This window comes from Cupriavidus pauculus (assembly GCF_008801835.1).
Taxonomy (GTDB): domain Bacteria; phylum Pseudomonadota; class Gammaproteobacteria; order Burkholderiales; family Burkholderiaceae; genus Cupriavidus; species Cupriavidus pauculus.
Genome location: NZ_VZOW01000016.1, coordinates 40,196 through 66,217, shown reverse-complemented (window position 1 = coordinate 66,217; position 26,022 = coordinate 40,196). Strand labels below are relative to the sequence as shown.

Sequence of the window (26,022 nt, the reverse complement as noted above, 5' to 3'; positions counted from 1 at the left end):
GGCTACAGGCGCTGGCAACAGTAGGCTTCGGTGCTGTACGGGAACGACACCTCGTCGCGGCCCTGCAGCGCCGGATCGGTGGCGATCACTTCGCGCAGCCGCGCACGCACCGCATCCTGCTCGGCCTGCGGCAACGACGCGATAAAGCTCACCGACATCACGCGGTCGACGATCACATGCTCGGGCGAGCCGTTGTGGGTATAGGGCAGGCGCGTCAGCGCGAGTGGCCCGAACCCTTCGGCCGGGAACACCTTCTTCCAGTCGCCCTTGTAGAAGCGCGGCGCATCGCCCTCGTACGGCGTCATGATTGCGGTGAGCTTGGCCACCCACGGATACGATTCGTCGCGGACATTCCAGACCAGCCCCAGCCGTCCGCCCGGCTTCAGCACGCGGCGGATTTCCTGCATCGCCGCGGCGTTGGCAAACCAGTGGAACGCCTGCGCGCACACCACTGCATCGACGCTGGCATCGGGCAGCGGCATCGATTCCGCGCTGCCCGCCAGCACCGTCACGTCAGGCAGTCGGGATGAGAGTTGCGCGCGCATGGCGTCGACCGGTTCCACGGCGATAACGCTGGTGCCGGTGGGCAACAGCAGGCGCGTGAACTTGCCGGTGCCGGCGCCCAGGTCGACCACGCTCCGGCCCTCGGCCAGGCCCAGCGTATCGCGCAGCCAGTCGCCGATCTCGGCGGGATAATCGGGACGCCCGCGGGCGTACGTATCGGCCTGGGCGGAGAAGCCCTGGGCCGCGGCATGATGGATTGTCGTCATGGCCCGTCACGATACGCCGGCTTCATGACTGCGGCAAGCCACGCCGCCGCAATCGCTCGGCAGTTCGATGACTCAGTGCTGCACGCCCCAGCGCCGCACGGTCAGGCGTTCCAGCGTGGTGAACACCAGCCCTTCCACGGCAAGTCCGATCAGGATCACCGTGGCCAGCCCGGCAAAGACCCGATCGGTGTAAAGCTCATTGCGATTCTGGAAGATGTACCAGCCCAAACCGCCCTTGCCCGACGAAGCGCCAAACACCAGTTCGGCCGCGATCAGCGTGCGCCAGGCAAACGCCCAGCCGATCTTGAGTCCGGAAACGATCGCCGGCAGCGCCGCCGGCACGAGAATCAGCACGACGTAGCGCAGCCCGCGCAGCCCGTAGTTGCGGCCCGCCATGCGCAGCGTTTCAGGCACGCCGCGAAACCCCGCATAGGTGTTCAATGCCAACGGCCACAGCACCGCGTGCACCAGCACGAAAATCAGGCTCTTGCTGCCCAGGCCGAACCAGAGCAACGCCAGCGGCAACAGCGCGATCGCGGGCAATGGGTTGAACATCGCGGTCAGCGTTTCGAGCAGGTCGCGGCCGATGCGCGTGGACACGGCCAGCGTGGTCAGCACGAATGCCAGCACGATCCCGGCGGCATAGCCCTGCAGCAATACCGATAGCGACACCACGGCCTTGCCCGGCAATTCTCCGTCGACGATGGCATCGACAAACGCGCGCGCCGTGGCCATGAACGTCGGCAGCAGCAAATCGTTGTCCTGCACGCGCGCGGCAATCTCCCAGATCAGCGCCAGCACGATCAGCAGCGCGCCCTTGCGTAGCCAGCCCAGCTCCCACAGCCGCCGATGCCACGGCAACGCCTGCGACAGCGGCTGTGCGGTGAACGGTTCCAGTGCGCGCTCGTACTCGGCGCGCAACGGTGCTTGCATCGTGCTCATGATCGTTGCCCCGCGGCGTGAACGGTAGGTTGCGGCGCATGCGCGGCGTCGGTCTCCGTCGCTGCCAAAACGCCTTCGGCCCGCTGCTCGAACAGCATCTGATGGATGCGCTGCGCGGCGGCCTGGAAATCGGCGCTGCCTTGGCTGGCCAGCGAATACTGATGACTGTTGAGCTCCGCGCGCACGCGGCCCGGATGCGGCGACAGCAGCAAAATGCGGCTGCCTACCACCAGCGCTTCCTCGATCGAGTGCGTGACGAACAACAGCGTGAACGCCGCGTCCTCCCAAAGCGCCAGCAATTCCTCCTGCATGCGCCGGCGCGTCAGTGCGTCGAGCGCGGCAAACGGTTCATCCATCAGCAGCACCTTCGGCCGCATCGCCAACGCGCGCGCAATCGCCACGCGTTGCTTCATGCCGCCGGACAGCGTGTGCGGATAGGCGTCGGCAAATGCGGACAGGCCAACCTTGTCAAGAAAATGCAGCGCCACGTCGGCGGCTTCGGCCTTCGACAATCCGCGCGCGTGTCGCAGCGGGAACATGACGTTCTGCTTGACGGTTTTCCACGGCGGCAGTTGATCGAATTCCTGGAACACCACGATGCGATCCGGACCGGGCGCATCGACACGCTGCCCTTCGAGACGAATCTGCCCTTCGGCCGGCGTCACAAATCCTGCCACCGCCTTGAGCAGCGTGGATTTGCCGCAGCCCGACGGGCCCAGCAGCACAAAGCGATCGGCCGCATGCACATCGAAACTGACGCGATGCGTGGCGCGCACCACGCGCTGCGGCGTGCGATATTCCAGCGACACCTCGTCAACCTGCAGCAGCGGCTGCGGATGCGACACGACACGCAGATGCGCGCCGCCGTGATTGCCGTCGGCCATCTCAACTCCCCTGCGCGGTGACGGGATCCTGGAAGAAATAGTCCTGCCAGGATTTCGGCTGGTTCTTGATCGCGCCGACGCGATGCATGAATTCCGCGAGCGGATAGGTGTTCTGCGGCGCCACCTTGAACTGGACCTGCGGATTCTTCAGCACTTTCACCAGCAACGTGCGATCGATTTTTGCCTGGTTGACGCGGATATAGAGATCGGCCGCCGCTTCGGGATTCTTGCTCGCAAATTGCGCGGCCTCGGCCAGCGCATCGACGAATGCGCGGTACGTCTTCGGATTGTCATTGCGGAATTTCTCGGTGGCGTAGAGCACCGTTGCCGAGCTGGGACCGCCAAGCACATCGTAAGAATTGAGCACGATATGCGCGTTCGGATTTCCCGCAAGCTCCTGTTCCTGGAACGGCGGATTACCGAAATGCGCGGTGATTTCCGTGCCCCCCGCGATCACTGCCGCCGCCGCGTCGGGATGCGGCACCGCCACGGTCCATTTGTCGAGACGATTGAACTCCTTGTCGCCCCACTGCTTGGCGGCGGCCAGCTGGAGCACGCGCGATTGCACCGACACGCCGACCGCCGGCAATGCGATGCGGTCCTTCTCGGTGAAATCGGCAATCGATTTCACCTTGAGATTATTGCTGACGAGGTAGTACGGATAGTTGCCAAGCGACGCCACGCCCTTGACGTTCTGACGCCCGCGCGTGCGGTCCCACAGCGTGAGCAACGGGCCGACGCCGGCGCCGGCGATATCGATCGAGCCCGACAGCAGTGCATCGTTGACCGCCGCGCCGCCCGACAGCTGCGTCCACTCCACCTTAATATCGACGCCCTGCTGCTTGCCGTGCTTTTCGATCAGTTGCTGGTCGCGCGCCACGTTGAGCAGCAGATAGACCACGCCGAACTGCTCGGCAATGCGCAGCCTGCCTTCGGCATGGGCGGCGCCGCTCAGCGCGAGGCCAGCGGTCAGAACTGCCAGCGTGGCGCGGCGGGCAAAGGTGTTGGCCGTGTTGGCGAACGAAAACAGGGGCATGCAGTAGCTCCGGTGCGAATCAGTCGGTATGCAGAAAATTGCGGGCGTGGCCGCCGAGGGCGGGCCTTAGAACGGCGTATCGCCCTCGATCGTCGTGCGGTACATCACGCGGCGCAGATCATCGGGTGTGCCGCCGGCAAGATGCAGCAGCGAGCGGTTGTCCCAGAACACCAGATCGTGTTCGCGCCATTGATGCCGGTAGACGTGCGCGGGCTTCACGCTGTGCGCAAACAGTTCGTCCAGCAGCGCGCGGCTTTCATCGTCGGGCAGGCCGAGGATGCGGGTGGTGAAATGCTCGCTGACAAACAGCGCCTTGCGGCCCGTTTCCGGATGGGTGTGCACCACGGGATGCACCACTGGCTTGACCTGCGCAATCTGCTCCGGCGTCAGGTTCGGACGCCACGGACTGCGCTTTTGCAGCTCCGCGTAGCGCGCCAGATAGGTATGCTCGGCGCGCAAGCCTTCCACCTTGCGTTGCAGCGCCGGCGGCAGCGTGTCCCATGCGGTGTGCATGTTGGCAAACAACGTGTCGCCGCCCTGCACCGGCAGTTCGATCGCGTGCAGCAGCGACCCCAGGCTCGGCTTTTCCTTGTACGAAAGATCCGAGTGCCAGAAATGTCCGGCATCGCCGAGCCCGATTGGTTTGCCGTTCTCGACCACGTTGGAGACGATCAGGATCTCCGGATGGTTGGCCAGCTGGAACTGGTGCAGCACGTGAATCTGCAATGGCCCGAAGCGCCGGCTGAACGCCACCTGCTGCGCGGGCGTGATGCGCTGGTCGCGGAACACGACCACATGGTGATCCAGATGCGCGCGATGAATGCGCTGGAAATCTGCGGAGGAAAGGGGCTGATTCAGATCGAGGCCGACCACTTCCGCGCCAAGCGCGGCGTCGAATGGACGGATCTCGAAATCCTGAACGGTATCTGCAGCGGCAAAAGTCATGACAGTCACAGGCTCTGGGGGAAGCACAAGCCTTGCACTGTATGGACGCCGCATCGCTCGTGCAACGAATCAAATCGCGCGCCGTTATGCGCTGTGCGTATATGGCTGCGTGCACCGCGCCCCGCGTCGGCGTGCGGCACCGCACGCCCGTTCCGCGTTGGCGTGCCCTATATTGCATGCAGCAGCGTCCACAAGATGCTGCGCCGCACAGGACACAGCGAACCACAAGGGGACTTCCACATGGGCACTGTTGCGCGCTTTGAAATCGGCTTTACCCGCTATCTGTCCGCCGAGGGCGCCGCCGCGCCCGATCTCCCCGAATTTGCCCGCGATCCGGCCGCACTGCTGCCGCTGTACCGCGCCATGGTATTGACGCGGCAATTCGACCTCAAGGCAATTGCGATGCAGCGCACCGGGCAGATCGGCACGTTCGCATCGGCATTGGGACAAGAAGCGATCGGCGTTGGCGTGGCCAGCGCGATGCGCGCGGAAGATGTGCTGGTGCCGTCGTACCGCGACCACGCCGCGCAATTTGTGCGGGGCGTCACGATGACCGAAAGCCTGCTGTACTGGGGCGGCGACGAACGCGGCAGCGCTTTTTCCGCAGCGCCGCACGACTTCGGCAACTGCGTGCCGATTGGCACGCAGGTAGGACACGCCGCGGGCGTGGCCTATGCCTGCAAGCTGCGCGGCGAGGCGCGCGTGGCCGTGTGCATCCTCGGCGATGGCGGCACGTCGACCGGCGATTTCTACGAAGGCATGAACATGGCCGGTGCGTGGCAGGTGCCGCTGGTCATCGTCGTCAACAACAACCAGTGGGCGATCTCGATGCCGCGCGCGCGGCAGACCGCCGCGCCCACGCTCGCGCAGAAGGCCATCGCCGCAGGCATTCCGGGCGAACAGGTCGATGGCAACGATATCGTCGCGGTGCGGCATCGCGTGGGCGAGGCGATCGAGCGCGCGCGCAGCGGCTCAGGCCCCACGCTGATCGAAGCGGTCACGTACCGGCTGAGCGACCACACCACGGCCGACGATGCATCGCGCTACCGCGACGAAGCGGCCGTGAAGGAAGCCTGGCGGCACGAGCCGATCACACGGCTGCGCAGCTATCTGGCAAGCCTCGATGCGTGGGACGCCGCGCGCGAGGAAGCGCTGGTGCGCGAATGCCAGCAGGCCGTCGGCGCCGCGGTGGACGCTTACCTCAAGACGCCGCTGCCCAACGTGTCGGCGATGTTCGATTGCCTGTATGAAACGCTGCCCGCCGCCATGGCGGATCAGCTCGACACCGCGCAGCGCTATGCGGCCGGCGCACCGGAGACGCATCATGGCTGAACTGCACATGGTGGAAGCGGTCAACCTGGCGCTGGCGCATGCGCTGGCCAACGACGCCGACGTGCTGCTGCTCGGCGAGGACATCGGCGTGAACGGTGGCGTGTTCCGCGCCACGGTCGGCCTGCAGGCGCGCTTTGGCGAAGCGCGCGTCATCGACACGCCGCTGACCGAAGGCGGCATCGTCGGCGCGGCGATCGGCATGGCAGCGATGGGACTCAAGCCGGTGGCGGAGATCCAGTTCGCCGGTTTTATCTATCCGGCGCTCGACAACATCCTCAATCACGCCGGCCATATGCGGCATCGCACGCGCGGGCGACTTGGCTGTCCGCTGGTGGTGCGCGCGCCAAGCGGCGCCGGCATTCATGCTCCGGAACATCATTCGGACAGCCCCGAAGCACTGTTCGCGCATATCCCCGGACTGCGCGTGGTCATGCCGTCATCGCCGGCGCGCGCCTACGGGCTGCTGCTCGCGGCGATCCGCGATCCCGATCCGGTGATCTTCTTCGAACCCACACGGCTGTACCGCTTGTTCCGCCAGCCCGTCGAGGACACCGGTGAGGCCCTGCCGCTCGACGTCTGCTTCACGCTGCGCGATGGCACCGATATCACGCTGGTGAGCTGGGGCGCAATGATCCAGGAAACGCTCGCCGCGGCGGACCAGTTGGCCGACGAGGGCGTGTCCGCCAGCGTGATCGATGTGGCGACGCTCAAGCCGCTCGATATGGAAACGATCCTGGAATCAGTGGCGCAGAGCGGTCGCTGCGTGATCGTGCACGAAGCGCCGCGCACGGCAGGCGTCGGCGCGGAGATCGCCGCCAACCTGGCCGATGCCGGGCTCTACTCGCTGAGTGCGCCCGTGCAGCGCGTCACCGGATACGACACCGTGGTGCCGCTGGCGCGGCTGGAGCATAGTTACCTGCCATCGGTGGCGCGCATCGTCGACGCGGCGCATCGGGCGCTGGCGGCGTCGTGAGGGTTCGCCACGCGCCACCCCACCCGAAACAGGATTGGCGATTGCTGGCAACAGGAGACAACGATGCGGATCTTCAAGCTGCCCGACCTTGGCGAAGGCCTGCAGGAAGCGGAAATCGTCACGTGGCATGTCAAACCTGGCGACAGCATCGACGCCGACCAGCCGCTGCTGTCGGTAGAGACCGCGAAGGCGATCGTCGAGATCCCGTCGCCGTTCGCAGGCCAGGTGGCGCGCCTGTTCGCGCAGCCCGGCGATATCGTGCATCTTGGTGCGCCGCTGGTCGGCTTCGAGGGGGCGGGCGCTTCTGACGATGCGGGTACCGTGGTCGGTTCGGTCACGGTCGGCACCCATGTGATCAGGGATGAGCAAGCGCGCATCGGCGCATCGGGCATCCAGGGCGGGCACGGCATCAAGGCCACGCCTGCGGTGCGCGCGCTGGCGCGCAAGCTGTCCGTGGATCTGGCGATGGTGACGCCATCGGGCCACGACGGCGTGATCACCGCGACCGACGTGCAGCGCGTGGCCACCGCGCTTACGGAAAACGGTCCGGCCGAAGTCATTCGCGGCGTGCGTCGCGCGATGGCGCAGAACATGGCGCGCGCGCAAAGCGAAGTGGCCGCGGCCACCGTGATGGATGACGCCGACCTGCACGCCTGGCAATCCGTGGGCGCATCGGCAGGCGGCCACGACATCACGATCCGCCTGGTGCGCGCGCTGGTGGCCGGTGTGCGCGCCGAGCCTGTGCTCAACGCGTGGTACGAGGGCCAGACCGGGCGGCGTCATGTGCTGGAGAGAATCGACGTGGGCATCGCCGCGGACCTGCCCGAGGGACTATTCGTGCCCGTGCTGCGAAACGTGGGCAAGCGCGACGCGGCGGACCTGCGCGCGGGGCTGGACCGCATGCGCGCCGATGTGCTGGCCCGCACGATCGCGCCGGAGGAAATGCGCGGCAATACCATCACGCTTTCCAACTTCGGCATGATCGCGGGGCGCTACGCGGCGCCGATCGTGGTGCCGCCTACCGTTGCGATTCTGGGCGCGGGGCGCATTCGCGACGAAGTGGTGGCCTTCGGCGGTGCGCCAGCCGTGCATCGCGTCATGCCGCTATCGCTCACATTCGATCACCGCGTGGTTACGGGCGGCGAGGCCGCTCGCTTCCTGCGCGCGGTCATCGCGGATCTGGAGCGCCCGGACTAGCAAGTGATTCGCACGCTACCGGCATCGACGCGTGGCTCATCCAAGCGCATGAACCACCGCCCGCGCATTCCGTTCCTATACTGGATGCGCCAGACCCGAACCTCTCCGATCGACCACCACGCACCCTACCGAAGGAGCCTGACCATGGCCATTCGACTTGGCGAAACCGCCCCCGATTTCACCGCGGACACCACCGAGGGCAAGATCAACTTTCATGAATGGATTGGCGACAGCTGGGCCATCCTGTTCTCGCACCCGAAGGATTTCACGCCCGTGTGCACCACCGAACTTGGCTACATGGCCAAGCTGAAGCCCGAGTTCGACAAGCGCAATACCAAGATCATCGGCTTGTCGATCGACCCCGTGGACGACCACGCGCGCTGGGCCAAGGACATCGAGGAAACCCAGGGCACCGCCATCAACTACCCGATGATTGGGGACGCCGATCTCAAGGTCGCCAAGCTCTACGACATGATTCATCCCGAAGCCAGCGGCGGGGCGCGCACGGCCGTGGACAACGCCACCATCCGCTCGGTATTCATGATCGGCCCCGACAAGAAGGTCAAGGCGATGCTGGTCTATCCGATGAGCGCGGGACGCAATTTCGACGAGGTGCTGCGCCTGCTCGATTCGCTGCAGCTCAACGCGAAACACACGGTGGCGACACCGGTCAACTGGAAACCGGGCGACGACGTGATCATTCCGACTTCGGTGTCCGACGACGACGCGAAGAAAAAATATCCGGACGGATTCAAGACGCTGAAGCCATATCTGCGCACGGTGGCGCAACCCAAATAAACGCGCGCGGCAATCACGCCGCGCGTTGTGCGACGACACGGCTGGCCGCGCCGGCATCCCTGCCGGCAACTGCTGCGCGGCCTCGCCGAACTATCCACAGGTTGCGTGGATAATCCCCCTCTTGACAACCTGCCAGCCCGCGCCGGTACTGGATCGAGCTGGACTGCCTTTTTTTTGTGCAGTCAGAATTGCGGGGGCTTTGTTGCGTTGCGACGGGATTTATGCGTGCCGTGAAGCGGTGCTGATTGGCGACGTTTTGTGCTTGACGGCGGCGCATCAGGCGCGCTAAGCGATGCCGACACATCGCGCAACATGGCGCAGCAATCGACAAGCGGCGACGCGCTTCGCGCGATGCGAATGCGGTCGCCGCTTGTGTCCCGGTGCATGACGACGGCGTCTTGTGCGCGACGCCTTTCGGAAGCCGGCTTGGCCGACGTGCGTTACGGATGGCGCGCCAGCACGCCGCGGATCGTATCGGCCAGGTCCTTGGCCAGGAACTTCGATACGTAGGCGTCGGCGCCGACCTTGCGCACGTGCTCTTCGCTGGCCTCGCCCGACAGCGAGGAATGGATCACCACCGGCAGCGACTTCAGCCGCGCATCGGCCTTGATCTTGCGCGTCAGCGTGAAGCCATCCATCTCCGGCATTTCCAGGTCGGTCAGCACCAGCGCCACTTCGTCGCGGATGGTCTTGCCCTGGCTTGCCGTGAGGTCGGCGATCTGGCCAAGCATCTCCCAGGCTTCCTGGCCGGTCTTGGTCATCACCACCTGCACGCCCATCGCCTTGAGGCCGTTTTCGATCAGGCCGCGCGCCAGCGCCGAATCGTCGGCGCACAGCACCTTGCTGCCCGGGCGCAGATTCAGTTGCGGGCCTACGGTGGACGGATCCACATCGGGCTGGCGAGTCGGCAGGACGTCGCGCAGGATCTGCTCGACGTCGAGCACCTGCACCAGGCGCGGATTGTCGCCGCCCGCATCGAGCTTGGCGATGCTGGTCACCAGCCCGCCCTTCACACTGGTCTCGGCCGAGATCACCTGGCTCCAGTCCAGGCGCACGATTTCCTCGACGGCCTCGACGGCGAAGCCCTGCGTCGATCGCGCGTATTCGGTCACCAGCATGATGTTCAGGCCCGATTTCGGCGTGCATTCGAGCAGCCGCGGCAGATCGATCACAGGGATCACCTGACCGCGGATATCGGCCATGCCAAGGATCGATGGTCCCGCGCCCACCACGGTCGTCACGGAAGGCATGACCAGGATTTCACGCACCTTGAATACGTTGATGCCGAACAGTTCGGACTGTCCGCTGTGTGTCGCATCGCCAAGTCGGAACAACAGCAACTCGAACTGGTTGTTGTTGGTCAGGTTGGTGCGCTCGTCGATGTCCCTCATCGCGCTGGTCATGCTGTGGCTCCGCTGGCTTGGTGAATATGGGTGTTGCCAAAGGGCTATCGGCGCGGGGCGCGCGACCTTTAGCGCCGCAGCGCTCCCGCGGCGCGCTTGTGACGTGTAGCTGGCCTGGACGGCGTCGCCACGCGCCACCGAGGGAAATCCCTGAGCCTTGCGGAGCACCGCGCGGCCGTGGTTATTCGGTCGCGGGCATGTTGCGCATGCGCGGCCGATGATGAACCCGCAGGATGCCTCGCCTACCTTTGAGCCTCGCCGAGATCCCGCCCGCCAGAGGCGCCGACCGGCCCCCGGCCCCCGCGCCGGACACCGAGGAACGAGACGCCCGCACCCTTCGCCCGATGCCACGGGACCTCCGCCCTCGCACACCCGGAACCACGTGAGACGAGACTGACGCACGATCCGTACGCGGACGCGCGCAGCGCCCCAGCAAGGAGACAAGCATGATCGAACAGCCCTATCCGTCCGTCAAGGACGCAGAGGCCGTACGCCCCGCATCGCAAGCCGCGGGCAGGATCGACCAGTATTTCGAGATCAGCGCGCGCGGCAGCACCCAGCGGCGCGAGGTCGTTGCCGGCATCACCACGTTCATGGCGATGGTGTATGCCGTGTTCGTGGTGCCCGGCATGCTGGGCAAAGCCGGCTTCGATACCAGCGCGGTGTTCGTGGCCGTATGCCTGACCACGGCCTTCGGATCGCTGCTGATGGGCCTGTGGGCCAGATTGCCGATCGCCATCGGCTGCGCCATCTCGCTGACCGCGTTCATGGCATTCGGGCTGGTGCTGGGGCAGAAGCTGTCGCCGGCGGTAGCGCTTGGCGCCGTGTTCCTGATGGGCGTGGTATTCACCGCGATCTCCGTGACTGGCGTGCGGTCGTGGATCCTGCGCAACCTGCCCGCCGGCGTGGCGCACGGCGCGGGCATCGGCATCGGCCTGTTCCTGTTGTTGATCGCCTCGAACGAAGTCGGGCTGGTGGTCAAGAACCCCGGCCCGGGACTGCCCGTGGCGCTGGGTCACATCACCGCCTTCCCGGTGATGATGTCCGTGCTGGGGCTGGCCGCGATCTTCGGGCTGGAACGCCGTCGCGTGCCCGGCGGCATCCTGCTGGTTATCATCGCCATCTCCGCGCTGGGCCTGATATTCGATCCGGCCGTCAAGTTCACCGGCGTGTTCGCGCTGCCGACGCTGTCGGCACCGGGCCATGCATCGCTGATTGGTGCGATGGATATTCGCGGCGCGCTGAGCACAGCGGTGCTGCCGAGCGTGCTGGCACTGGTGATGACGGCGGTCTTCGACGCCACCGGCACGATCCGCGCCGTGGCGGGACAGGCCAACCAGCTTGACGCCACTGGCCGCATCCACAATGGCGGCCGCGCCCTGACCGCCGATTCGGTCAGTTCGATCTTCTCGGCGTTCTTTGGCGGCGCGCCTGCGGCGGCCTACATCGAATCGACGGTGGGCGTGGCGGCTGGCGCGCGCACCGGGCTGGCCGCGGTCACCGTCGGCCTGGCGTTCCTTGCCGTGATGTTCCTCTCGCCGCTGGCCGGACTGGTGCCGTCGTACGCCACGGCGCCCGCGCTGATGTACGTGGGCCTGCTGATGCTTTCCAGCGTCTCGCGCCTGCATATGGACGATCTGGTCGACTCGCTGGCCGGTCTGGTCTGCGCGGTGTTCATTGTGCTGACCTGCAATATCGTCACCGGCATCATGCTTGGTTTCTGCACGCTGGTGATTGGCCGCATCGTGGCCGGCGAATGGCGCAAGCTCAATATTGGCACCGTGGCAATTGCCGTGGCACTGGCCGCGTTTTATGCCGGAGGCTGGGCCATCTAACCTGAATCGCGCACTGCGACATCCACAACCACGATGTCTCCTCCACCTGGGATCACCGGTGGATTTGCCGCCCTCGGGGACTTTCCCTCCGAGGGCTTTTTTATTTGTGCGCACCCGCCGTTGCACCGCGATCGAAATAAAACGGCACGCCGATAGCGACACCGCGCTTCCGAATTTCCGCTCCCACGAATTACCGCGATGCCGCGTCGGACAATCTGAATTTCCGACGCCGTCGCCGTATCGCTTCATCAAAGCGTCGCCGCGATTGGCGCTTTCCGATCTCGTCTCGGAAAACGCAATGATAAATTTGTCAGCATCGGAATCTTCGGATGAATGTTGATTCGCTGACACCACAGCGACATGGCGGAATTGCCCCACTACGGCATTCATGCGAATGGCCATTGAGGTAGCAAATTGGCAAGCCAGTCTGGACGCGCACCGTGTCAACCTTACAATTGACTTGCGACGAGCGCCCAATTGATCTATCCGGACCCGGGAGCGGTAAATTGACGAAAATTGGCATGGGCGTATTGCTTCCAATTGCCGCTTTTGGTTACGATGCCATCCGCCGTCGATGAAACCCAAAGGTTGATCACCGGCAGCGATCGATAATCGAGTCGATTGCCTGCCGGTTTGACATCGATCTGGCCAGTTTTTTTTGCATTTCACGTTTGAATCGTGTTTGCACGGATAATTCTTGTAGTATTTTTGTTATGCGGCCGCAATGCATGGCTCATGCAACGGGCTGCCACTCTGCACTGGGGATCCAAAAAATGCCGACATACAAGCAACTGCTGGCCGAAAAAGAAGCACTGGAAGCCAAGCTGCACGAAGTCCGTGCCACTGAGGTATCCGGCGTGATCGAGCAGATCCGCCAATTGATGGTCGAATACGATTTGACCGCGGAAGACATCGCCCCGAAGCGCCGTCGCGGACGCCCTGCCGGCAGCACCGGCGGCGCCCCGAAGAAGACTTCGGCGCTGCCCCCGAAGTATCGCGACCCCAAGACCGGCAAGACGTGGTCGGGCCGTGGCCGCGCCCCGGCATGGCTGGGCAAGCGCCCCGAGCGCTTCCTGATCGAACAGGCCTGATTGGGGCCGTTGGCGTCACGGTCCTGACGCCCGGCGCGCGCCTAGCGCGACTCGCACAGGTATTCCGCGCGCAATGCGCGGAACCCTTGCTGCGTCGATTCCTGGACCAGCACTGCGCCCCCGTCGGCCTGGGGCTGCAGTTGCAATACGCGGGCCGCGCAATGCGCCGCGGTCTCGTCCCGTGTGTACCGGATCTCGTACTGCCCGCCCGCTTGCGGGATGAAAGACACTCCCGCCGCGCATCGCATGTCCTCAGCTGGCGGCGCCGCATAAGAGATCGCCGCGATATAAATCCGCTTGCCCGGCAGCACCTTGCGCTCGCGCGTGCGCGCAGGCGGCTCCACAGACCTGCCCGCCATATCGAGCCCCGTTTCCCGACCCATCGCCGCCAGTTGCTTGCCCATGCCCGCCAGCACCCGCGGATAGGGTTTCGGGCAGGCATCCGGATCCAGCACGTTGAAGGTGGTGCGGTTGTCCGTGTCGCTAGTCAACCGCACGCTGGCGTACGGCGCATCCGACGGCACCCGGTAATAGGACACGCAACCTGCCTGCAGCGCCGCGGCGAGGACGGCAAATGAAGCTGTGGATAACCGGATCGTGAACATAGCGGGCAAGAAGCTGACAATTAGGCGAGGTTGGCGGCACGGCACAGCCGCGACGTGCAAGCCGGTAGTATCCGGGGGAACTTTCAGGATATCCACAGGTTCTGTGGATATCCTGACTTAACAGGCGGCGCCGGCCGCATCCGTGCGTTACCGCACCGGGCTGCTCAAGAATTAAGCAGATCAGGGTGGCCAGGGTGCGCCGGGAGGGTTATCGCGCCAGCGATCGGCCAGAAAATCGACGAATGCGCGCACTCGCGGCGGCACCAGTCGCCGTTGCGGCATCACCGCGTAAATGCCGTTGACCGCCATCGGAAAATTCGGAAGCACCTGCACCAGCCGCCCGGTCCGCAAGTCTTCGCGGACATGCCAGATGGAATGCAGCGCGATACCAAAACCCGCCAGCGCCGCGTCCGACAGCAGTTCGCCGGTGTTGGCCTCGATCCGGCCGCGCACGCGCACCGCAATCTCCCCACCGCTGCCATCCTCGAAGCGCCAGACGTCGGCGCGGCCCTGCGCCCCCACCAATACCAGGCACTGGTGCCGCACCAGATCCGCTGGCGACTCCGGATATCCGTGTTCGCGCAGGTACGCCGGCGATGCGCACAGCAGACGCTGGTTGTCCGCCAGCTTGCGCGCCACCAGCGTCGAATCTTCCAGCGCACCGATGCGGATGGCCAGGTCGTAGCCGCTGCTGACCAGATCGAGCACGTGGTCGGTCAGGTCGATGCTGAGGTTGACTCCGGGATGCGCGCGCAGGAAGTCCGGCAGCAGCGGCGACACATATTGGCGGCCGAACGACGCCGAGGTGGTCAGCCTGAGCGTGCCGGTGACGCCGGCGCCCGCCTGGCGCAACGAGCTCGACAGCGCCTCCAGATCCTCCACCAGTACCCGTCCCTGCTCGGCCAGGATGGCGCCCTCCGGCGTGGCATGCAGCCGGCGCGTGGTGCGATGCAGCAGGCGAACGCCAAGGTCGCGCTCCAAACGCTGCAGGCGCTGGCTTGCCACCGCCACCGACAGATCGAGACTGCGCGCCGCGGCACTGATCGAGCCAAGGTCGAGCACCCGCAGGAACAATCCGATGTCACCAATACGATCCATGATTCTCAACGAAGATTTGAAACTTATTATTGATATTGCCCGTTTCCGAGAAAATTGGAAATGCCCACACTGCTCCCTTCTCTCTGCCGCCGGCCTTGCTGGAGACCCAACATGATTTCGCCCTCGTCTTCCCCTCAACCCTCTGGGTCGATCCCGTCATCGGCCGCGCCGCAGGCGACGCCTCCGGGCCGGCTGCCGCTGGCGCTGTACGCGCTGACCGCCGGCTCGTTTGGCATTGGATGTGCCGAATTCGTCATCATGGGCCTGCTGTTGCAGGTGTCGGCCGATCTTGGCGTCACGATCGCCGCAGCGGGGATGCTGGTGTCTGGCTACGCGCTCGGCGTGTTTGCCGGTGCACCGGTCCTGACCCTGCTGACGCGCCGCATGCCGCGCAAGAATGTGCTGATGGGATTGATGATCCTCTACACCATCGGCAATGCGGCCTGCGCGCTCGCGCCGGACTACACCACGCTGATGGTGGCGCGCGTCGTGACATCGCTCACGCATGGCACCTTCTTCGGCGTCGGCGCCGTAGTGGCCACCGGACTGGTGCCCGCCAACCGTCGCGCGTCGGCGATCTCGATCATGTTTTCGGGACTCACGCTGGCCACGCTGCTGGGCATGCCGGCCGGCGCCTGGCTTGGCTTGCACTTCGGCTGGCGCGCCACGTTCTGGGCCATGACGGCCATCGGCCTGTTGTCGTTCGTCGTGATTGCGGTAATGGTCAAGAACAGCCGCACGCACGAGGCCCCGGTGCGCCTTGCCGACGAATTGAAGACCATCGGTCGCCCTCAGGTACTGCTGGGATTGCTGATGACGGTGCTGCAGTCGATGGGGATATTTGCGGTGATCACCTATGTGCAGCCGCTGCTGACGCGCGTGAGCGGCTTCAGCGAAGCCGCGGTGTCGCCGATTCTGCTGCTGTTCGGCGGCGGCATGATCATCGGCAATGTGCTGGGCGGACGCATGGCGGATCGCCGGCCCACCGGGGCGCTGCTCGGCGCGCTGGCGATGCTGACGCTGACGCTGGCCACGATGACGCTGTCTGTGCACAACGCCGTGGCGGTGGTGGTCTTCGTCGGCGTGCTCGGCATCGCCGCATTCTCGACGGTGTCGCCTTTGCAGTTGCGCGTGCTGCGCCATGCCCGCGGCCCGGGCGAGAACCTCGCGTCGAGCTTCAATATCGCCGCGTTCAATCTGGGCAATGGGCTGGGCGCGTGGCTGGGCGGACTGGTGGTCGACCATGGTCTGGGCCTTACGGCGCTGCCCTGGGTGGCGTCGCTGGCCGGGCTGGCGGCACTGGCCGTTGCACTCTACGCAGTTCGTATGGAGCGCAACAGTACCAAGGCGAATGCTACATATCATCTCGATCCAGTTTGACCGCCGTCAACGAGACGATTGCCGAAGTTCATGATGATGTGCCCGCATGATGCGGGCGAGTTCCGGTTCATTGCCACATACGGCGCCTGCGTTTCGACACCATGCCCTCAACGCATTGTCCCAACCGCTCGCCATGTTCAATGAAGCCCAGCTCTACCATCGCATGCAACACGATTTCCCGCTGCATGCGCGTCCCTACCAGCTTGCCGCCGAAGCCGTCGGCCTTTCCGAACACACCGTCCTGAGCCTGCTGGCGCGCGACCTGGGCAATGGCCGCATCAGCCGCATCGGCGCCGTATTTGCCCCGAATACGATCGGCGCCAGCACGGTTGCCGCGCTGTCTGTGCCGCAGATCGACCTGGAGCGCGTGGTCGACCGCATCAACGGCGACGTGAATGTCGCGCAGCACCACGCGCGCGCCGGGCATCGATACAACCTCTGGTTTGCGGCCGGTGCGCGCGATCGTCGCGGGCTGGACGACGTTCTGGCGCGGATCGCCGCGGACGTCGGCCAGAAACCGCTGGATCTTCCGCTCGAACGCGAATATCGCGTCGATACCGGTCCGCTGCTGGGCGGCCCTCGCCGTGCGCCGGCACGTTCGGCGCAAGCCTTGCGGCCGCCGCCGCGCCCGAATCTGGACGAAGCGGACTGGCGCCTGGCAGCCGCGCTGGAAAGCGGCCTCGCGTTGACGCCGTCGCCCTACCACGTGCTGGCGCGACGCAGCGGCCTGCGGCTGGACGATGTGCTCGAGCGCCTGGACAACTGGCGCACCTCCGGCGTGATCCGGCGCTTTGGCGCGATTCTCCGATATCGTCCTTTTGGCTACACGCACAATGCCATGTGCGTGTGGAACGTGCCCGATGCGCTCGTCGACATGATCGGCCAGCGGCTGGCGCATGTGCAGGACGTCACGATGTGTTATCGCCGGCCGCGCCGGCTGCCCGACTGGCAATACAACCTCTACGCGATGGTGCATGCACGGGGCGCCGAGGCATTCCACAGTACGTTGATGCAGTTCGACGCCGTCGAAGGCCTGTCGGACGTACCGTGCGCGGTGCTAAGAGCCAGCCAGTGCTTCAAGCAGCGCGGCACGCGCTACGGCGGCGTGATGCCCGAGTTCTGAGCCCGAGTTCTGAGCCCGAGTTCTGAGCCCGAGTTCTGAGCCCGAGTTCTGAGCCCGAGTTCTGAGCCCGAGTTCTGAGTCCGAGTTCTGACGCGGCCGCTGCCATCATGGGCGGGGCGCTCAAACCCTGCGCCATCCCCCCAACGCAAGCTTCACACCGACGCTGCATCGCACCGCATCGCCACAAACGCTGTGGCAGGCGCGGCGCGACGCCGTGGAGGCTCACGTGGCGCGCGGCTCGGGAAACAGCAGCGCCAGCCGCTGCGCCACGCTGCCAAGCCAGTCGGGCCGTGGCGCGGCGTCGAGCCAGTACTTGACCTCGAGCCCCAATGCCGTATCGCCGCGAATCGACAGCTTGCGCTGGAAGAACAGCGTATCGGTATCGGCGTGGCCGCCGATCAGCCGCAGATAGCTGAGCGCGCCAGCCCGCAGCGTCAGATCCGTTTCGCGCCCATCGAACGGGCCGGGAAGAAAACGTCCGTTGGCGCAGTGAAAGCGGATTTCAAGCGCCACATCCTCCACCGTCAGCGAGAACGTCTTGCCGTCCAGAGCCGCGGGCGCTTCAAGCCAGCCGGCCCGCCGTAGCGCTTCCATTGCGAGCACCAGTGGCGCGGCGCGCAAAGGCGCGGGCATCTGCCGATGCACGCGCTTCATCAACGATGTCAGCACCGTCATGCGGGCTCCCCTGCCGGTGCGGTCCAGCGGATGCCGGGCGCCCCGCTCCAGTAGCCGTTGCTGGGCGCGGCGTCGGCGGGCAGCGCCGGGCTTGGCCCGGCTTCGCGCAATCCGCGCCGGATCGCATCGAGATGCGCAATCGCTTCCAGCGTGCCGCTCGCGTGCGGGCTGACGCGCATGAAGTCGACACCCGCCGCCGCCATGCGCGACACTTCGGCGCACAGGTCCAGGCACGTCGCGGACTGGGTCTGGATGCCGTTCAGCGTGAAGAACGCCTGACCCTCGCCGGTGCTGGCCACCAGCCCGTCCGGATAGTCGAGGCAGCGGTACTGGCAGGCATCCTTGCGCAGCCGGTGATGCCGCGCCGTAAAGCAGCGCGCCGAAAACGCCAGCGGCATGCGGCCCCACACCATCGCTTCCAGCGCGATGCCGGCCGGGCGGGCAACCGCCAACGTCATCATGGTTGCGCCGTCCATTTCGACCGGCACCGTGCACCCGCGCGCGCCCATCTGAGCAAACCATGCCAGCGTGTCGGCGTGATAGACATTCAGATGCGGACCGCACAGGAACGGCCGATGCGCCATGCAGCGCACCGCGCCTAGATCGTTGGCCTCGACCATGAAATCGTCCTGCGCGCAGACCCGGCGCATCACAGCGATATCGCTTTCTGATTCCACCAGCACCGGCGTCGACAGCACTACCTGCTTGCCGGCATGGTTCAGCATCTGCGCCACGTCGATCCAGTCGTCGAAGCGCATTTCATGGCGGCGCGTGCAGACGGCCTCGCCAAGATACACGCGGTCGACGGGCGCTTCGGCCACCGACGCGTAGAACTGCAGCACCGCGGCACGCGGCCAGTAGTAGAGCAGCGGACCCAGTGCGATACGGAACGACTCGGAATGCGGGGGGAAGGTCATGGCAAGGGACGATGGAACGGGCAATTGGGAGACCGCGCAGCAGGACGATCGCAAGGACGACCTGAAAGCGGGTTCGGCGGGGATGGCTGGCGCACTGCGCGCGTGCGCCCCGGCGCCGCCGGCGTGCGAAGCATCAGCGCCACGGGCGGTCATAGGCGCCTTGCGTGACCTGATCGCCTTCGGCATGGCGGCCCAGCGTGGCCTGCCAGTCCTGGCGCGGCACGAAGCGGCGCGGGTCGCGGCAGGCATCGTCGATGGCGGCGCGCAACACGCCCACCACGTCGGCCACATAGCGCGGACTGCGCTGGCGTCCTTCGATCTTGATCGCGGCGACGCCGATATCGATCAGCGCCGGCAGCAGCGACACCGCGTTGAGACTTGTGGGCTCTTCCAGCACGTAGCCGTGTTCGCCCTCCACGGTGAAGCGGCCCTTGCACAGCGTGGGATAGCCGGCCGGTTCGCCGGGCGCGTAGCTGTCGATCAGGATGCCGGACAGGCGCGCCTGCATCGTGCCGTCGCGCTCGTCCCATCGCACCGCGTGCGCGGGCGAGCAGACGCCCTTGTTGTTGGGCGAATCGCCGGTGGCGTACGACGACAGCAAGCATCGCCCTTCGGCCATCACGCACAGGCTGCCGAAACCGAACACCTCCAGTTCGACGCTGGTCTGCCTGGCCAGGCGCGCGATCTGCGGCACCGACAGCACGCGCGGCAGCACGACGCGCCGGATGCCGAATCGTTCGCGCATCAGTTCGATGGCGTCGGCATGCGTGGCGCTGCCCTGCACCGAAAGATGAACGCGCAGCGACGGGTGTCGCGCCGCCGCGTAGGCGATCAGGCCGACGTCGGCCATGATCACGGCGTCCGCGCCCAGCGCGGCGGCAGCGTCGACGGCGTGGTGCCAGCGCTCGACCTGCCCCATCTGGGCGAACGTGTTGATCGCGAACAGCACCTCCGCGCCGCGCGCGTGCGCCTCGGCCACGCCGGTGCGAATGTCTTCCTCGCTGAAGTTCAGGCCGCCGAAATTGCGCGCGTTGGTGGCATCGCGCAGGCCCAGGTAGATCGCGTCGGCGCCGTGCTGCAGCGCCATGCGCAGCGCCGCGAGCGATCCGGCCGGCGCCACCAGTTGAGGGCGGCGGATGGTGTCCGCCGAAGCTTGAGTCATCGTCAGGATCTGGAAAATTAACTTCCGGATGCTAGCGATTCACCGAATTCAAGCCATTGACGCCGCGCAATAACAAAACGAAGTAGCCGTTTCCTTATGTTCGGACGTAGTGCAAATCGGCCACGCCGATGACCTGAGCGCGCGCGTCAATCACTGACGCCGATGCCGTCGCGCCGGCTACTGCGGCGCACCCAGCCGCGCCGACAGCCGGTCGGCCAACTCGCGCACCTGGCGGCCGATGCGCTCGCCGGTGACGGCGTCGATCTCGCTGCTGAGGAAACTGACGGCGATGGCCCCGGCCGCGCGCGCGCGCATCGCTTCGAACACCGGCGCGCCAAAGCACGTCATGCCTTCGCGCATCTGGCCGTTGTCGATCGAGTATCCCGCCGCACGCACCTGTTCCAGTTCGTCCGCCAGCGCCCTCAAGGTTGCCACGCTGGCGCGCGTGAGCGGCGCGGGCATGCCGTCGGCGAACAGGCGATGGACGTCCGCCGTGGGCAGCGTGCTCAGCATGGCTTTGCCGGTGGCCGTGTATGGCGCGGGCAGCCGCATGCCGATGCGGAACGTCACGCCAAGCGGACGATCGCCGTTCTGGCAGGCCAGATAGACCACTTCGGCGCCGTCCATCATCGACAACGTGACGGTTGCGTCGTGAAACGCATCGGTCTCGTCCCACAAGGCCTGAAATTCCGCGCTGATCTGCGTGCGCGAGAGGAACGCGCTGGCCCAGCTCATCACATGCGGACCGAGCGCCATGCCGCCGTTGGGCAGGCGCTTGATCAATTGCAATTGGGCCAGCGTGTCGCACATCCCGTGCAGCGAGCTCTTGGGCGCGCCGGTCAGGCGCGTCAGGTCTGCCAGCGTGAGCGGCTCGCCGGCCGCCGCGATAGCGTCCAGCACCTGCACCGCGCGCACCACGGCCGGCGAGGTGGGCCGGGCGGCCGGGGTGTCGTCGGATATGTCGTAGCTGGACTTGGGCATGAGCGTGAGGGTTGTGGCTGCCGACGGGCGGGAGACCGATGATTTTGAAGGAACGGCGATGCCTATTGCCGGTCTGCCGAGGATGGGCGTATCATCGGCCCATCGTTCAACTTACCGAATATAGTTCAATCTATTGAACTTGCGCAAGCGGGACCTTGTCGGGTCGCGCGTTGGCCAACTTCCAGGAATCACACGCCATGAAACTCAAGGATCCCTCGCTATTCAAGCAGCTGGCCTATGTCGATGGCCAATGGGTGGGCGCCGATTCGGGCGCCACGTTCGACGTGACCGATCCCGCCACGGGCGAGGTGATCGCCCGCGTTGCCGATCTGGGCACGGCCGAAACCGAGCGCGCCGTGGTCGCGGCCGAAGCGGCTCAGAAGGCCTGGGCGGCCCGCACTGGCAAGGAACGCGCGATCATCTTGCGCCGCTGGTTCGACCTGATGCTGGCCAACACCGACGACCTGGCCTACCTGATGACGCGCGAACAGGGCAAGCCATTGGCCGAGGCCAAGGGCGAGATTGCCTACGCGGCAAGCTTTATCGAATGGTTTGCCGAAGAAGGCAAGCGCGTGGATGGCGAAGTGCTGGCCACGCCCGCGGCCGACAAGCGCCTGGTCACGCTGCGCCAGCCAGTGGGCGTGTGCGCCGCCATCACGCCGTGGAATTTCCCGGCCGCGATGATCACGCGCAAGGCCGCGCCGGCACTGGCCGCGGGCTGCGCCATCGTGATCAAGCCGGCCGAGCTGACGCCGCTGTCGGCCTTCGCGCTGGCCGAACTGGCGCATCGCGCGGGCGTGCCCGCTGGCGTGCTGCAAGTGGTCAGCGGCGACGCCAAGACCATTGGCGCCGTGCTGACCGGCAGTCCGATCGTGCGCAAGCTGTCGTTTACCGGATCGACCGAAGTGGGCCGCATCCTGATGGCCCAGTCCGCGCCGACGGTCAAGCGTCTGTCGCTGGAACTGGGCGGCAATGCGCCCTTCATTGTGTTCGACGACGCCGACCTGGACGCTGCCGTGGAAGGCGCGATCGCCGCCAAGTATCGAAACGGCGGCCAGACCTGCGTCTGCGCCAACCGCTTCTATGTCCAGGACGGCATTTACGACGCGTTCGCCGCGAAATTCGCCGAACGCACGGGCCAGCTGCGCGTCGGCAATGGGCTCGAAGACGGCGTGTTGATCGGCCCGCTGATCGAAGACGCGGCCATCGAGAAAGTGAAATCGCTGGTCGACGACGCCACCGCCAAGGGCGCGCGCGTGCTGACCGGCGGCGGTGCGCACAAGCTGGGCGGCACCTTCTATACGCCGACCGTAATCGCGGACGCCACTGCCGATATGCGCATGGCGCGCGAGGAAATCTTCGGGCCGGTGGCGCCGCTGTTCCGCTTCAAGCAGGATGCGGACGCCGTGGCCGCCGCCAACGCCACCGAATACGGCCTGGCCGCGTATCTGTACACACGCGATATCGCGCGCGCCTGGCGCACGGCCGAGGCGCTGGAATACGGCATGGTCGGCCTGAACACCGGGCTGATCTCGAATGAGGTGGCGCCGTTTGGCGGAATCAAGCAATCGGGCGTAGGCCGCGAGGGATCGCGCCACGGCATCGAGGAATATCTCGAGATCAAGTATCTTTGCCTGCAGATGTAAAGCGTCACCGCTCGCCGCTCCGCGCGTGCAAAGCGCCGCGGGGCGGCACGATAAGAAACCAGCCATCGGACATCCTCCCGGAGACACCATGAACCCTTTCCGCTTTCAGACTGTGCCCACGGTCGTCGTCGAATTTGGCGCCGCGCGGCGCCTTGGCGCGTTGCTGCGCGAGGCGTTTGCGCAGGCCCATCGGCTGTGCGTCGTGACCGATGGATTTCTCGCCAAAAGCGGACTGCTGGCGCCAGCCTTGGAAGACCTTGCCCGGCACGGCTGGCAGGTCACGGTGATCGACGATGTGATTGCCGACCCGCCCGAGCACGTGGTCCTGGAAGCCACCGAACGCGCGCGCCAGGCCAACGCGGAAGTGGTGCTCGGGCTCGGCGGCGGATCGTCGATGGATGTCGCCAAGTTGATCGCCGTGCTGCTGCCGGCCACGCAGACCATCGGCGAAATGTACGGCGTGAAGAAGGTCACGGGCACGCGCCTGCCGCTGGTGCAGATGCCGACCACCGCCGGCACCGGTTCCGAAGTCACCGCAGTGTCCATCGTCACCACGGGCGAGACCACCAAGATGGGCGTGGTTGCGCCCCAGTTGATCGCCGACCTGGCGATTCTCGATGCCGAGCTGACGCTCGGTCTGCCGCGCGCGGCCACCGCCGCCACCGGCATCGACGCCATGGTGCACGCCATCGAGGCCTACACGACCGCGCATCTGAAGAACCCGATCTCCGACATGCTGGCGGTGCGCGCGCTGCAGTTGCTGTCGCAGAACCTGATGCGGGCCTGCGACAACGGCGAAGACCGCGGCGCGCGCGAAGCAATGCTGCTGGGCGCGATGTTCGCAGGCCAGGCGTTCGCCAATGCGCCGGTGGCCGCAGTGCACGCGCTGGCGTATCCGATCGGCGGCATCTTCCACGTTGCGCACGGCCTGTCCAACGCGCTGGTGCTGCCGCATGTGATGAAGTTCAATGCGCCTGCCGCATGCCAGCTTTACGCCGAACTGGCCGATGTGGTGCTGCCCGGCACCACTGGCAGCGCGGAAACCAAGACTGCGGCACTGATCGCGCATATCGAGGGACTGATCGCGGCCACTGGCATTCCGCGCACGCTGCGCGAAGTCGGCGTCAAGCAGACCGATATCGCGCGCATGGCCAGCGATGCGATGCTGCAGACGCGGCTGCTCGTGAATAACCCGCGCGAAGTGCTGGAAGCCGACGCTCACGCCATCTACAGCGCCGCATACTAAGCCCGGCGCGGCCGCATCGCACACGCCACCCACGCCGCCAGCCGCGCGCACCCCGTTGCGCGCCGGTGCGCCGACAAACGCGCCCACTCGCGGCGCCGAAGTGTCGTCATATTCCTACAGTGAATTCAGCCCCTGCCTGCCTTGGGGATGGTCGGCGCTGTTCTAACCTGTAATCACCGGGACAGCGCAGCGCGGGGCACCAAATGCCGCCGCGCCGCCCGCACCACAACAAAGGAGCACGACATGGCCATTGGAACCATCCTCTTGATCATTCTTATCCTGCTGCTGATCGGCGCACTACCGACGTGGCCGTACAGCTCCGGTTGGGGCTACGGACCCAGCGGCGGTCTCGGGCTGGTCGTCGTCATCGTTGTGATTCTGGTGGTGTTGGGCCGGATATAGGCGCGGATAAAGGCGGCCAGAGGTGACAGCCGTTGCAAACCGCATTTGCCCGTTGCGGCGCGAATCGCGACGCCGCGACGATTCTTCTGAACCTCGCATCGAAGGAGATCGACATGCCAGCCAAATCGAAGGCACAGCAAATGGCGGCCGGAGCCGCGCTTTCAGCCAAACGTGGCGAGCGCACCGCCGGTTCTCTCAAGGGCGCATCGAAGTCGATGGCCAAATCGATGAGTAAGAGCGAGCTTGAAAAAATGGCTTCCACCAAGCAAAAGGGCAAGCCGATGCACAAGTCCAAGAGCTAAGCGCGCCTTATCGCTCCTAAGCCCCTCGTCTGCGTCATGCGGACGAGGGGCTTGGTTTTTATTGGCATGCGTATCGGCGCGCGCCCAGCGCCTATCGACGTCGACTACCGGCGTCCAACGCTCACACCCGTCTAATCGCAGCGCCCAATGAAACCCGGCAGTCGCCGCGCCTTGCTACTGCGCGCCAGTGGAATTGCCACCGTCATCGCGCGGGCAAATCCCGCGATGCTCTTCATGTCCTCCTCGACATGACGCCGAAAAAACCCCGCCCAGCGAAAGTCGCCATAGGCATTGCCCGGTTTGCGGTACGCCCCCGCCATGCGCGTGAACGCCGCCAGGCTGCGGTATGGATCGTCACGCATGCCCATCACTGTGGACGGCAACGCGGCCGTATCGAGCAGCTTGCCGTGCTCGTCATAGGGATGCACGTGTCCCAGTTTACGCATGCGCTTCCAGAACTTGCCAGGCGGCAGGCCGCTCAAATCGTCGAGTATGACCACCGGCGCGCGCCGCCATCCCAGCTCCAGCCACGCGCGGGTCCAGTGGTGATGGTCGGCGATAAACAGCGCCCCGCCGGGGCCGACGATGGTCTTGATGCGGTGCTCGCTCAGGAACCGCTTGAGCGCCTCGGGCTCGCGCGGTCTGGCGGAGACATCCATCTTTTGCCGCACCTGATACAGCCCCAGCGTCAATTGCGTGGGACGCAGGGTATCGAGATCGGCCATGGCATGCAATTCCATCGACATCCTCCATGCGGCGCCGCATCACGGCACGATGCCGCATCACGATCAGTTATGGCTGGCCACTTGGCGATCGACGTAATGCTCGAGCTCGCTGCCGGGATCCTCGTTGCCTGTGCTCTGTTCCGCAACCGCCTCCGCGGCGACCGGGCCGGCGTGGTCGCGCCGGGCATCGTCCGCGCCGCGGTGCGATGACTGCGTCGCGGCGGCAGACGGCGCGGGCCAGCACTCGCCCGCGACGTCGTCCACCAAGGTCGGCGGCTGGTGCGGATCAAAGTCGACCCACTGGCCCCCGTCCCACTTGCCGCTGGCGCGCTCGATGTCGCATGCGCCGCCCTCGCGCAGGACGTCTAGCGCTTCGTCGCGGCGCTCGCCCTTGGCCCGTGCCGCGAGCAAAACGCCGGGCGGGCGCGCACCGCCGGGATTGACCGACATGATCGATACATCCCACACCGAAAAGCCGCGTGCATAGAGCTTCTGCGCGATCTGTTCGGCTTCGGGAATCGAGTTGAAACGTCCTGCGACAATCGATGACATGC

The 26,022-nt window shown here is 65.7% G+C and carries 26 protein-coding genes; 12 read left to right on the top strand and 14 right to left on the bottom strand.

Features of this window, described 5'->3' with window-relative positions:
* Positions 1-2 precede the first annotated feature (2 nt).
* The 5 genes from F7R19_RS17345 to F7R19_RS17325 all read right to left on the bottom strand — a co-directional run bounded on the left by F7R19_RS17345 (position 3) and on the right by F7R19_RS17325 (position 4,577).
* Positions 3-770 carry a class I SAM-dependent methyltransferase gene (locus F7R19_RS17345; RefSeq protein ID WP_150981407.1) on the bottom strand — a complete coding sequence of 256 codons (768 nt, stop codon included), beginning with the start codon at positions 768-770 and terminating at the stop codon, positions 3-5.
* Positions 771-842: 72 nt separating this feature from the next.
* Positions 843-1,712 (bottom strand): ABC transporter permease, encoded by an 870-nt coding sequence (locus tag F7R19_RS17340; protein ID WP_061956957.1) that lies wholly within the window; start codon positions 1,710-1,712, stop codon positions 843-845.
* Positions 1,709-2,596 (bottom strand): ABC transporter ATP-binding protein, encoded by an 888-nt coding sequence (locus F7R19_RS17335; RefSeq protein WP_150981406.1) that lies wholly within the window; start codon positions 2,594-2,596, stop codon positions 1,709-1,711. The genes F7R19_RS17340 and F7R19_RS17335 overlap by 4 nt, the downstream gene beginning before the upstream one ends.
* 1 nt (position 2,597) lies before the next feature.
* Positions 2,598-3,632 carry an ABC transporter substrate-binding protein gene (locus tag F7R19_RS17330; RefSeq protein ID WP_223506195.1) on the bottom strand — a complete coding sequence of 345 codons (1,035 nt, stop codon included), beginning with the start codon at positions 3,630-3,632 and terminating at the stop codon, positions 2,598-2,600.
* Between the two features lie 66 nt (positions 3,633-3,698).
* The gene (locus F7R19_RS17325; protein WP_223506197.1) at positions 3,699-4,577 is read right to left on the bottom strand and encodes a TauD/TfdA dioxygenase family protein; all 879 of its coding nucleotides are present in this window, start codon (positions 4,575-4,577) and stop codon (positions 3,699-3,701) included.
* 240 nt (positions 4,578-4,817) lie between these two features.
* On the opposite strand from F7R19_RS17325, the gene pdhA reads away from it, so the two are divergent.
* From pdhA to F7R19_RS17305, 4 genes are all read left to right on the top strand, one after another.
* Positions 4,818-5,909, top strand: a complete 1,092-nt coding sequence (gene pdhA, locus F7R19_RS17320) for a pyruvate dehydrogenase (acetyl-transferring) E1 component subunit alpha (RefSeq protein WP_061957020.1) — start codon at positions 4,818-4,820, stop codon at positions 5,907-5,909.
* Positions 5,902-6,882, top strand: coding sequence for an alpha-ketoacid dehydrogenase subunit beta (locus F7R19_RS17315; RefSeq protein ID WP_061956961.1), 981 nt, complete (start codon positions 5,902-5,904; stop codon positions 6,880-6,882). The genes pdhA and F7R19_RS17315 overlap by 8 nt, the downstream gene beginning before the upstream one ends.
* A 63-nt stretch (positions 6,883-6,945) precedes the next feature.
* Positions 6,946-8,079, top strand: a complete 1,134-nt coding sequence (locus F7R19_RS17310) for a dihydrolipoamide acetyltransferase family protein (RefSeq protein WP_150981404.1) — start codon at positions 6,946-6,948, stop codon at positions 8,077-8,079.
* A 144-nt stretch (positions 8,080-8,223) separates the two neighbouring features.
* Complete coding sequence (locus F7R19_RS17305; RefSeq protein ID WP_061956963.1) at positions 8,224-8,877, top strand: peroxiredoxin; 654 nt, start codon at positions 8,224-8,226, stop codon at positions 8,875-8,877.
* A gap of 440 nt (positions 8,878-9,317) precedes the next feature.
* Here the strand turns inward: F7R19_RS17305 and F7R19_RS17300 are convergent, their stop codons facing one another.
* The gene (locus F7R19_RS17300; protein ID WP_061956964.1) at positions 9,318-10,280 is read right to left on the bottom strand and encodes a chemotaxis protein; all 963 of its coding nucleotides are present in this window, start codon (positions 10,278-10,280) and stop codon (positions 9,318-9,320) included.
* Positions 10,281-10,726: 446 nt separating this feature from the next.
* Between F7R19_RS17300 and F7R19_RS17295 the strand changes: the two genes are divergently transcribed.
* Positions 10,727-12,115: an NCS2 family permease gene (locus F7R19_RS17295; protein WP_150981403.1), complete on the top strand. Its 1,389-nt coding sequence runs from the start codon at positions 10,727-10,729 to the stop codon at positions 12,113-12,115.
* A gap of 773 nt (positions 12,116-12,888) precedes the next feature.
* Positions 12,889-13,206: an H-NS histone family protein gene (locus tag F7R19_RS17290; protein ID WP_061956967.1), complete on the top strand. Its 318-nt coding sequence runs from the start codon at positions 12,889-12,891 to the stop codon at positions 13,204-13,206.
* Positions 13,207-13,247: 41 nt separating this feature from the next.
* Here the strand turns inward: F7R19_RS17290 and F7R19_RS17285 are convergent, their stop codons facing one another.
* Both F7R19_RS17285 and F7R19_RS17280 read right to left on the bottom strand, forming a co-directional pair.
* Complete coding sequence (locus F7R19_RS17285; protein ID WP_223506199.1) at positions 13,248-13,907, bottom strand: hypothetical protein; 660 nt, start codon at positions 13,905-13,907, stop codon at positions 13,248-13,250.
* A gap of 84 nt (positions 13,908-13,991) precedes the next feature.
* Positions 13,992-14,909: a LysR family transcriptional regulator gene (locus F7R19_RS17280; RefSeq protein ID WP_150981402.1), complete on the bottom strand. Its 918-nt coding sequence runs from the start codon at positions 14,907-14,909 to the stop codon at positions 13,992-13,994.
* 111 nt (positions 14,910-15,020) lie between these two features.
* On the opposite strand from F7R19_RS17280, the gene F7R19_RS17275 reads away from it, so the two are divergent.
* Together F7R19_RS17275 and ahbB are read left to right on the top strand one after the other, a co-directional pair.
* Positions 15,021-16,289 carry an MFS transporter gene (locus F7R19_RS17275; protein WP_061956970.1) on the top strand — a complete coding sequence of 423 codons (1,269 nt, stop codon included), beginning with the start codon at positions 15,021-15,023 and terminating at the stop codon, positions 16,287-16,289.
* Between the two features lie 133 nt (positions 16,290-16,422).
* A complete protein-coding gene (ahbB, locus tag F7R19_RS17270; protein WP_150981401.1) occupies positions 16,423-17,412 on the top strand; it encodes a siroheme decarboxylase subunit beta in 990 nt (329 codons plus the stop codon).
* 222 nt (positions 17,413-17,634) lie between these two features.
* Here ahbB and ubiT read toward each other — a convergent pair whose 3' ends face one another.
* From ubiT to F7R19_RS17250, 4 genes are all read right to left on the bottom strand, one after another.
* On the bottom strand, positions 17,635-18,087 hold the full coding sequence (gene ubiT, locus F7R19_RS17265) for a ubiquinone anaerobic biosynthesis accessory factor UbiT (protein WP_061956972.1): 453 nt from the start codon (positions 18,085-18,087) through the stop codon (positions 17,635-17,637).
* Positions 18,084-19,004: a U32 family peptidase gene (locus F7R19_RS17260; RefSeq protein ID WP_150981400.1), complete on the bottom strand. Its 921-nt coding sequence runs from the start codon at positions 19,002-19,004 to the stop codon at positions 18,084-18,086. The genes ubiT and F7R19_RS17260 overlap by 4 nt, the downstream gene beginning before the upstream one ends.
* Positions 19,005-19,137: 133 nt before the next feature.
* Entirely contained in the window at positions 19,138-20,166 is a 1,029-nt protein-coding gene (ubiU, locus tag F7R19_RS17255; RefSeq protein WP_170292605.1) for a ubiquinone anaerobic biosynthesis protein UbiU, read from the bottom strand.
* A 177-nt stretch (positions 20,167-20,343) separates the two neighbouring features.
* Complete coding sequence (locus tag F7R19_RS17250; RefSeq protein ID WP_150981399.1) at positions 20,344-21,147, bottom strand: IclR family transcriptional regulator; 804 nt, start codon at positions 21,145-21,147, stop codon at positions 20,344-20,346.
* Between the two features lie 197 nt (positions 21,148-21,344).
* Between F7R19_RS17250 and F7R19_RS17245 the strand changes: the two genes are divergently transcribed.
* The 4 genes from F7R19_RS17245 to F7R19_RS17230 all read left to right on the top strand — a co-directional run bounded on the left by F7R19_RS17245 (position 21,345) and on the right by F7R19_RS17230 (position 24,743).
* Complete coding sequence (locus F7R19_RS17245; protein ID WP_150981398.1) at positions 21,345-22,793, top strand: NAD-dependent succinate-semialdehyde dehydrogenase; 1,449 nt, start codon at positions 21,345-21,347, stop codon at positions 22,791-22,793.
* A gap of 88 nt (positions 22,794-22,881) precedes the next feature.
* Positions 22,882-24,039 (top strand): iron-containing alcohol dehydrogenase, encoded by a 1,158-nt coding sequence (locus F7R19_RS17240; protein ID WP_061956976.1) that lies wholly within the window; start codon positions 22,882-22,884, stop codon positions 24,037-24,039.
* Between the two features lie 243 nt (positions 24,040-24,282).
* The gene (locus F7R19_RS17235) at positions 24,283-24,441 is read left to right on the top strand and encodes a DUF3309 family protein (RefSeq protein ID WP_150981397.1); all 159 of its coding nucleotides are present in this window, start codon (positions 24,283-24,285) and stop codon (positions 24,439-24,441) included.
* Positions 24,442-24,554: 113 nt separating this feature from the next.
* Positions 24,555-24,743, top strand: a complete 189-nt coding sequence (locus F7R19_RS17230; RefSeq protein WP_061957022.1) for a DUF3008 family protein — start codon at positions 24,555-24,557, stop codon at positions 24,741-24,743.
* 131 nt (positions 24,744-24,874) lie between these two features.
* On the opposite strand, the gene F7R19_RS17225 is transcribed toward F7R19_RS17230, so the two are convergent.
* A complete protein-coding gene (locus F7R19_RS17225; protein ID WP_223506201.1) occupies positions 24,875-25,483 on the bottom strand; it encodes a ParB-like protein in 609 nt (202 codons plus the stop codon).
* A gap of 48 nt (positions 25,484-25,531) precedes the next feature.
* Complete coding sequence (locus F7R19_RS17220; RefSeq protein WP_061956979.1) at positions 25,532-26,020, bottom strand: hypothetical protein; 489 nt, start codon at positions 26,018-26,020, stop codon at positions 25,532-25,534.
* Positions 26,021-26,022: the final 2 nt, after the last annotated feature.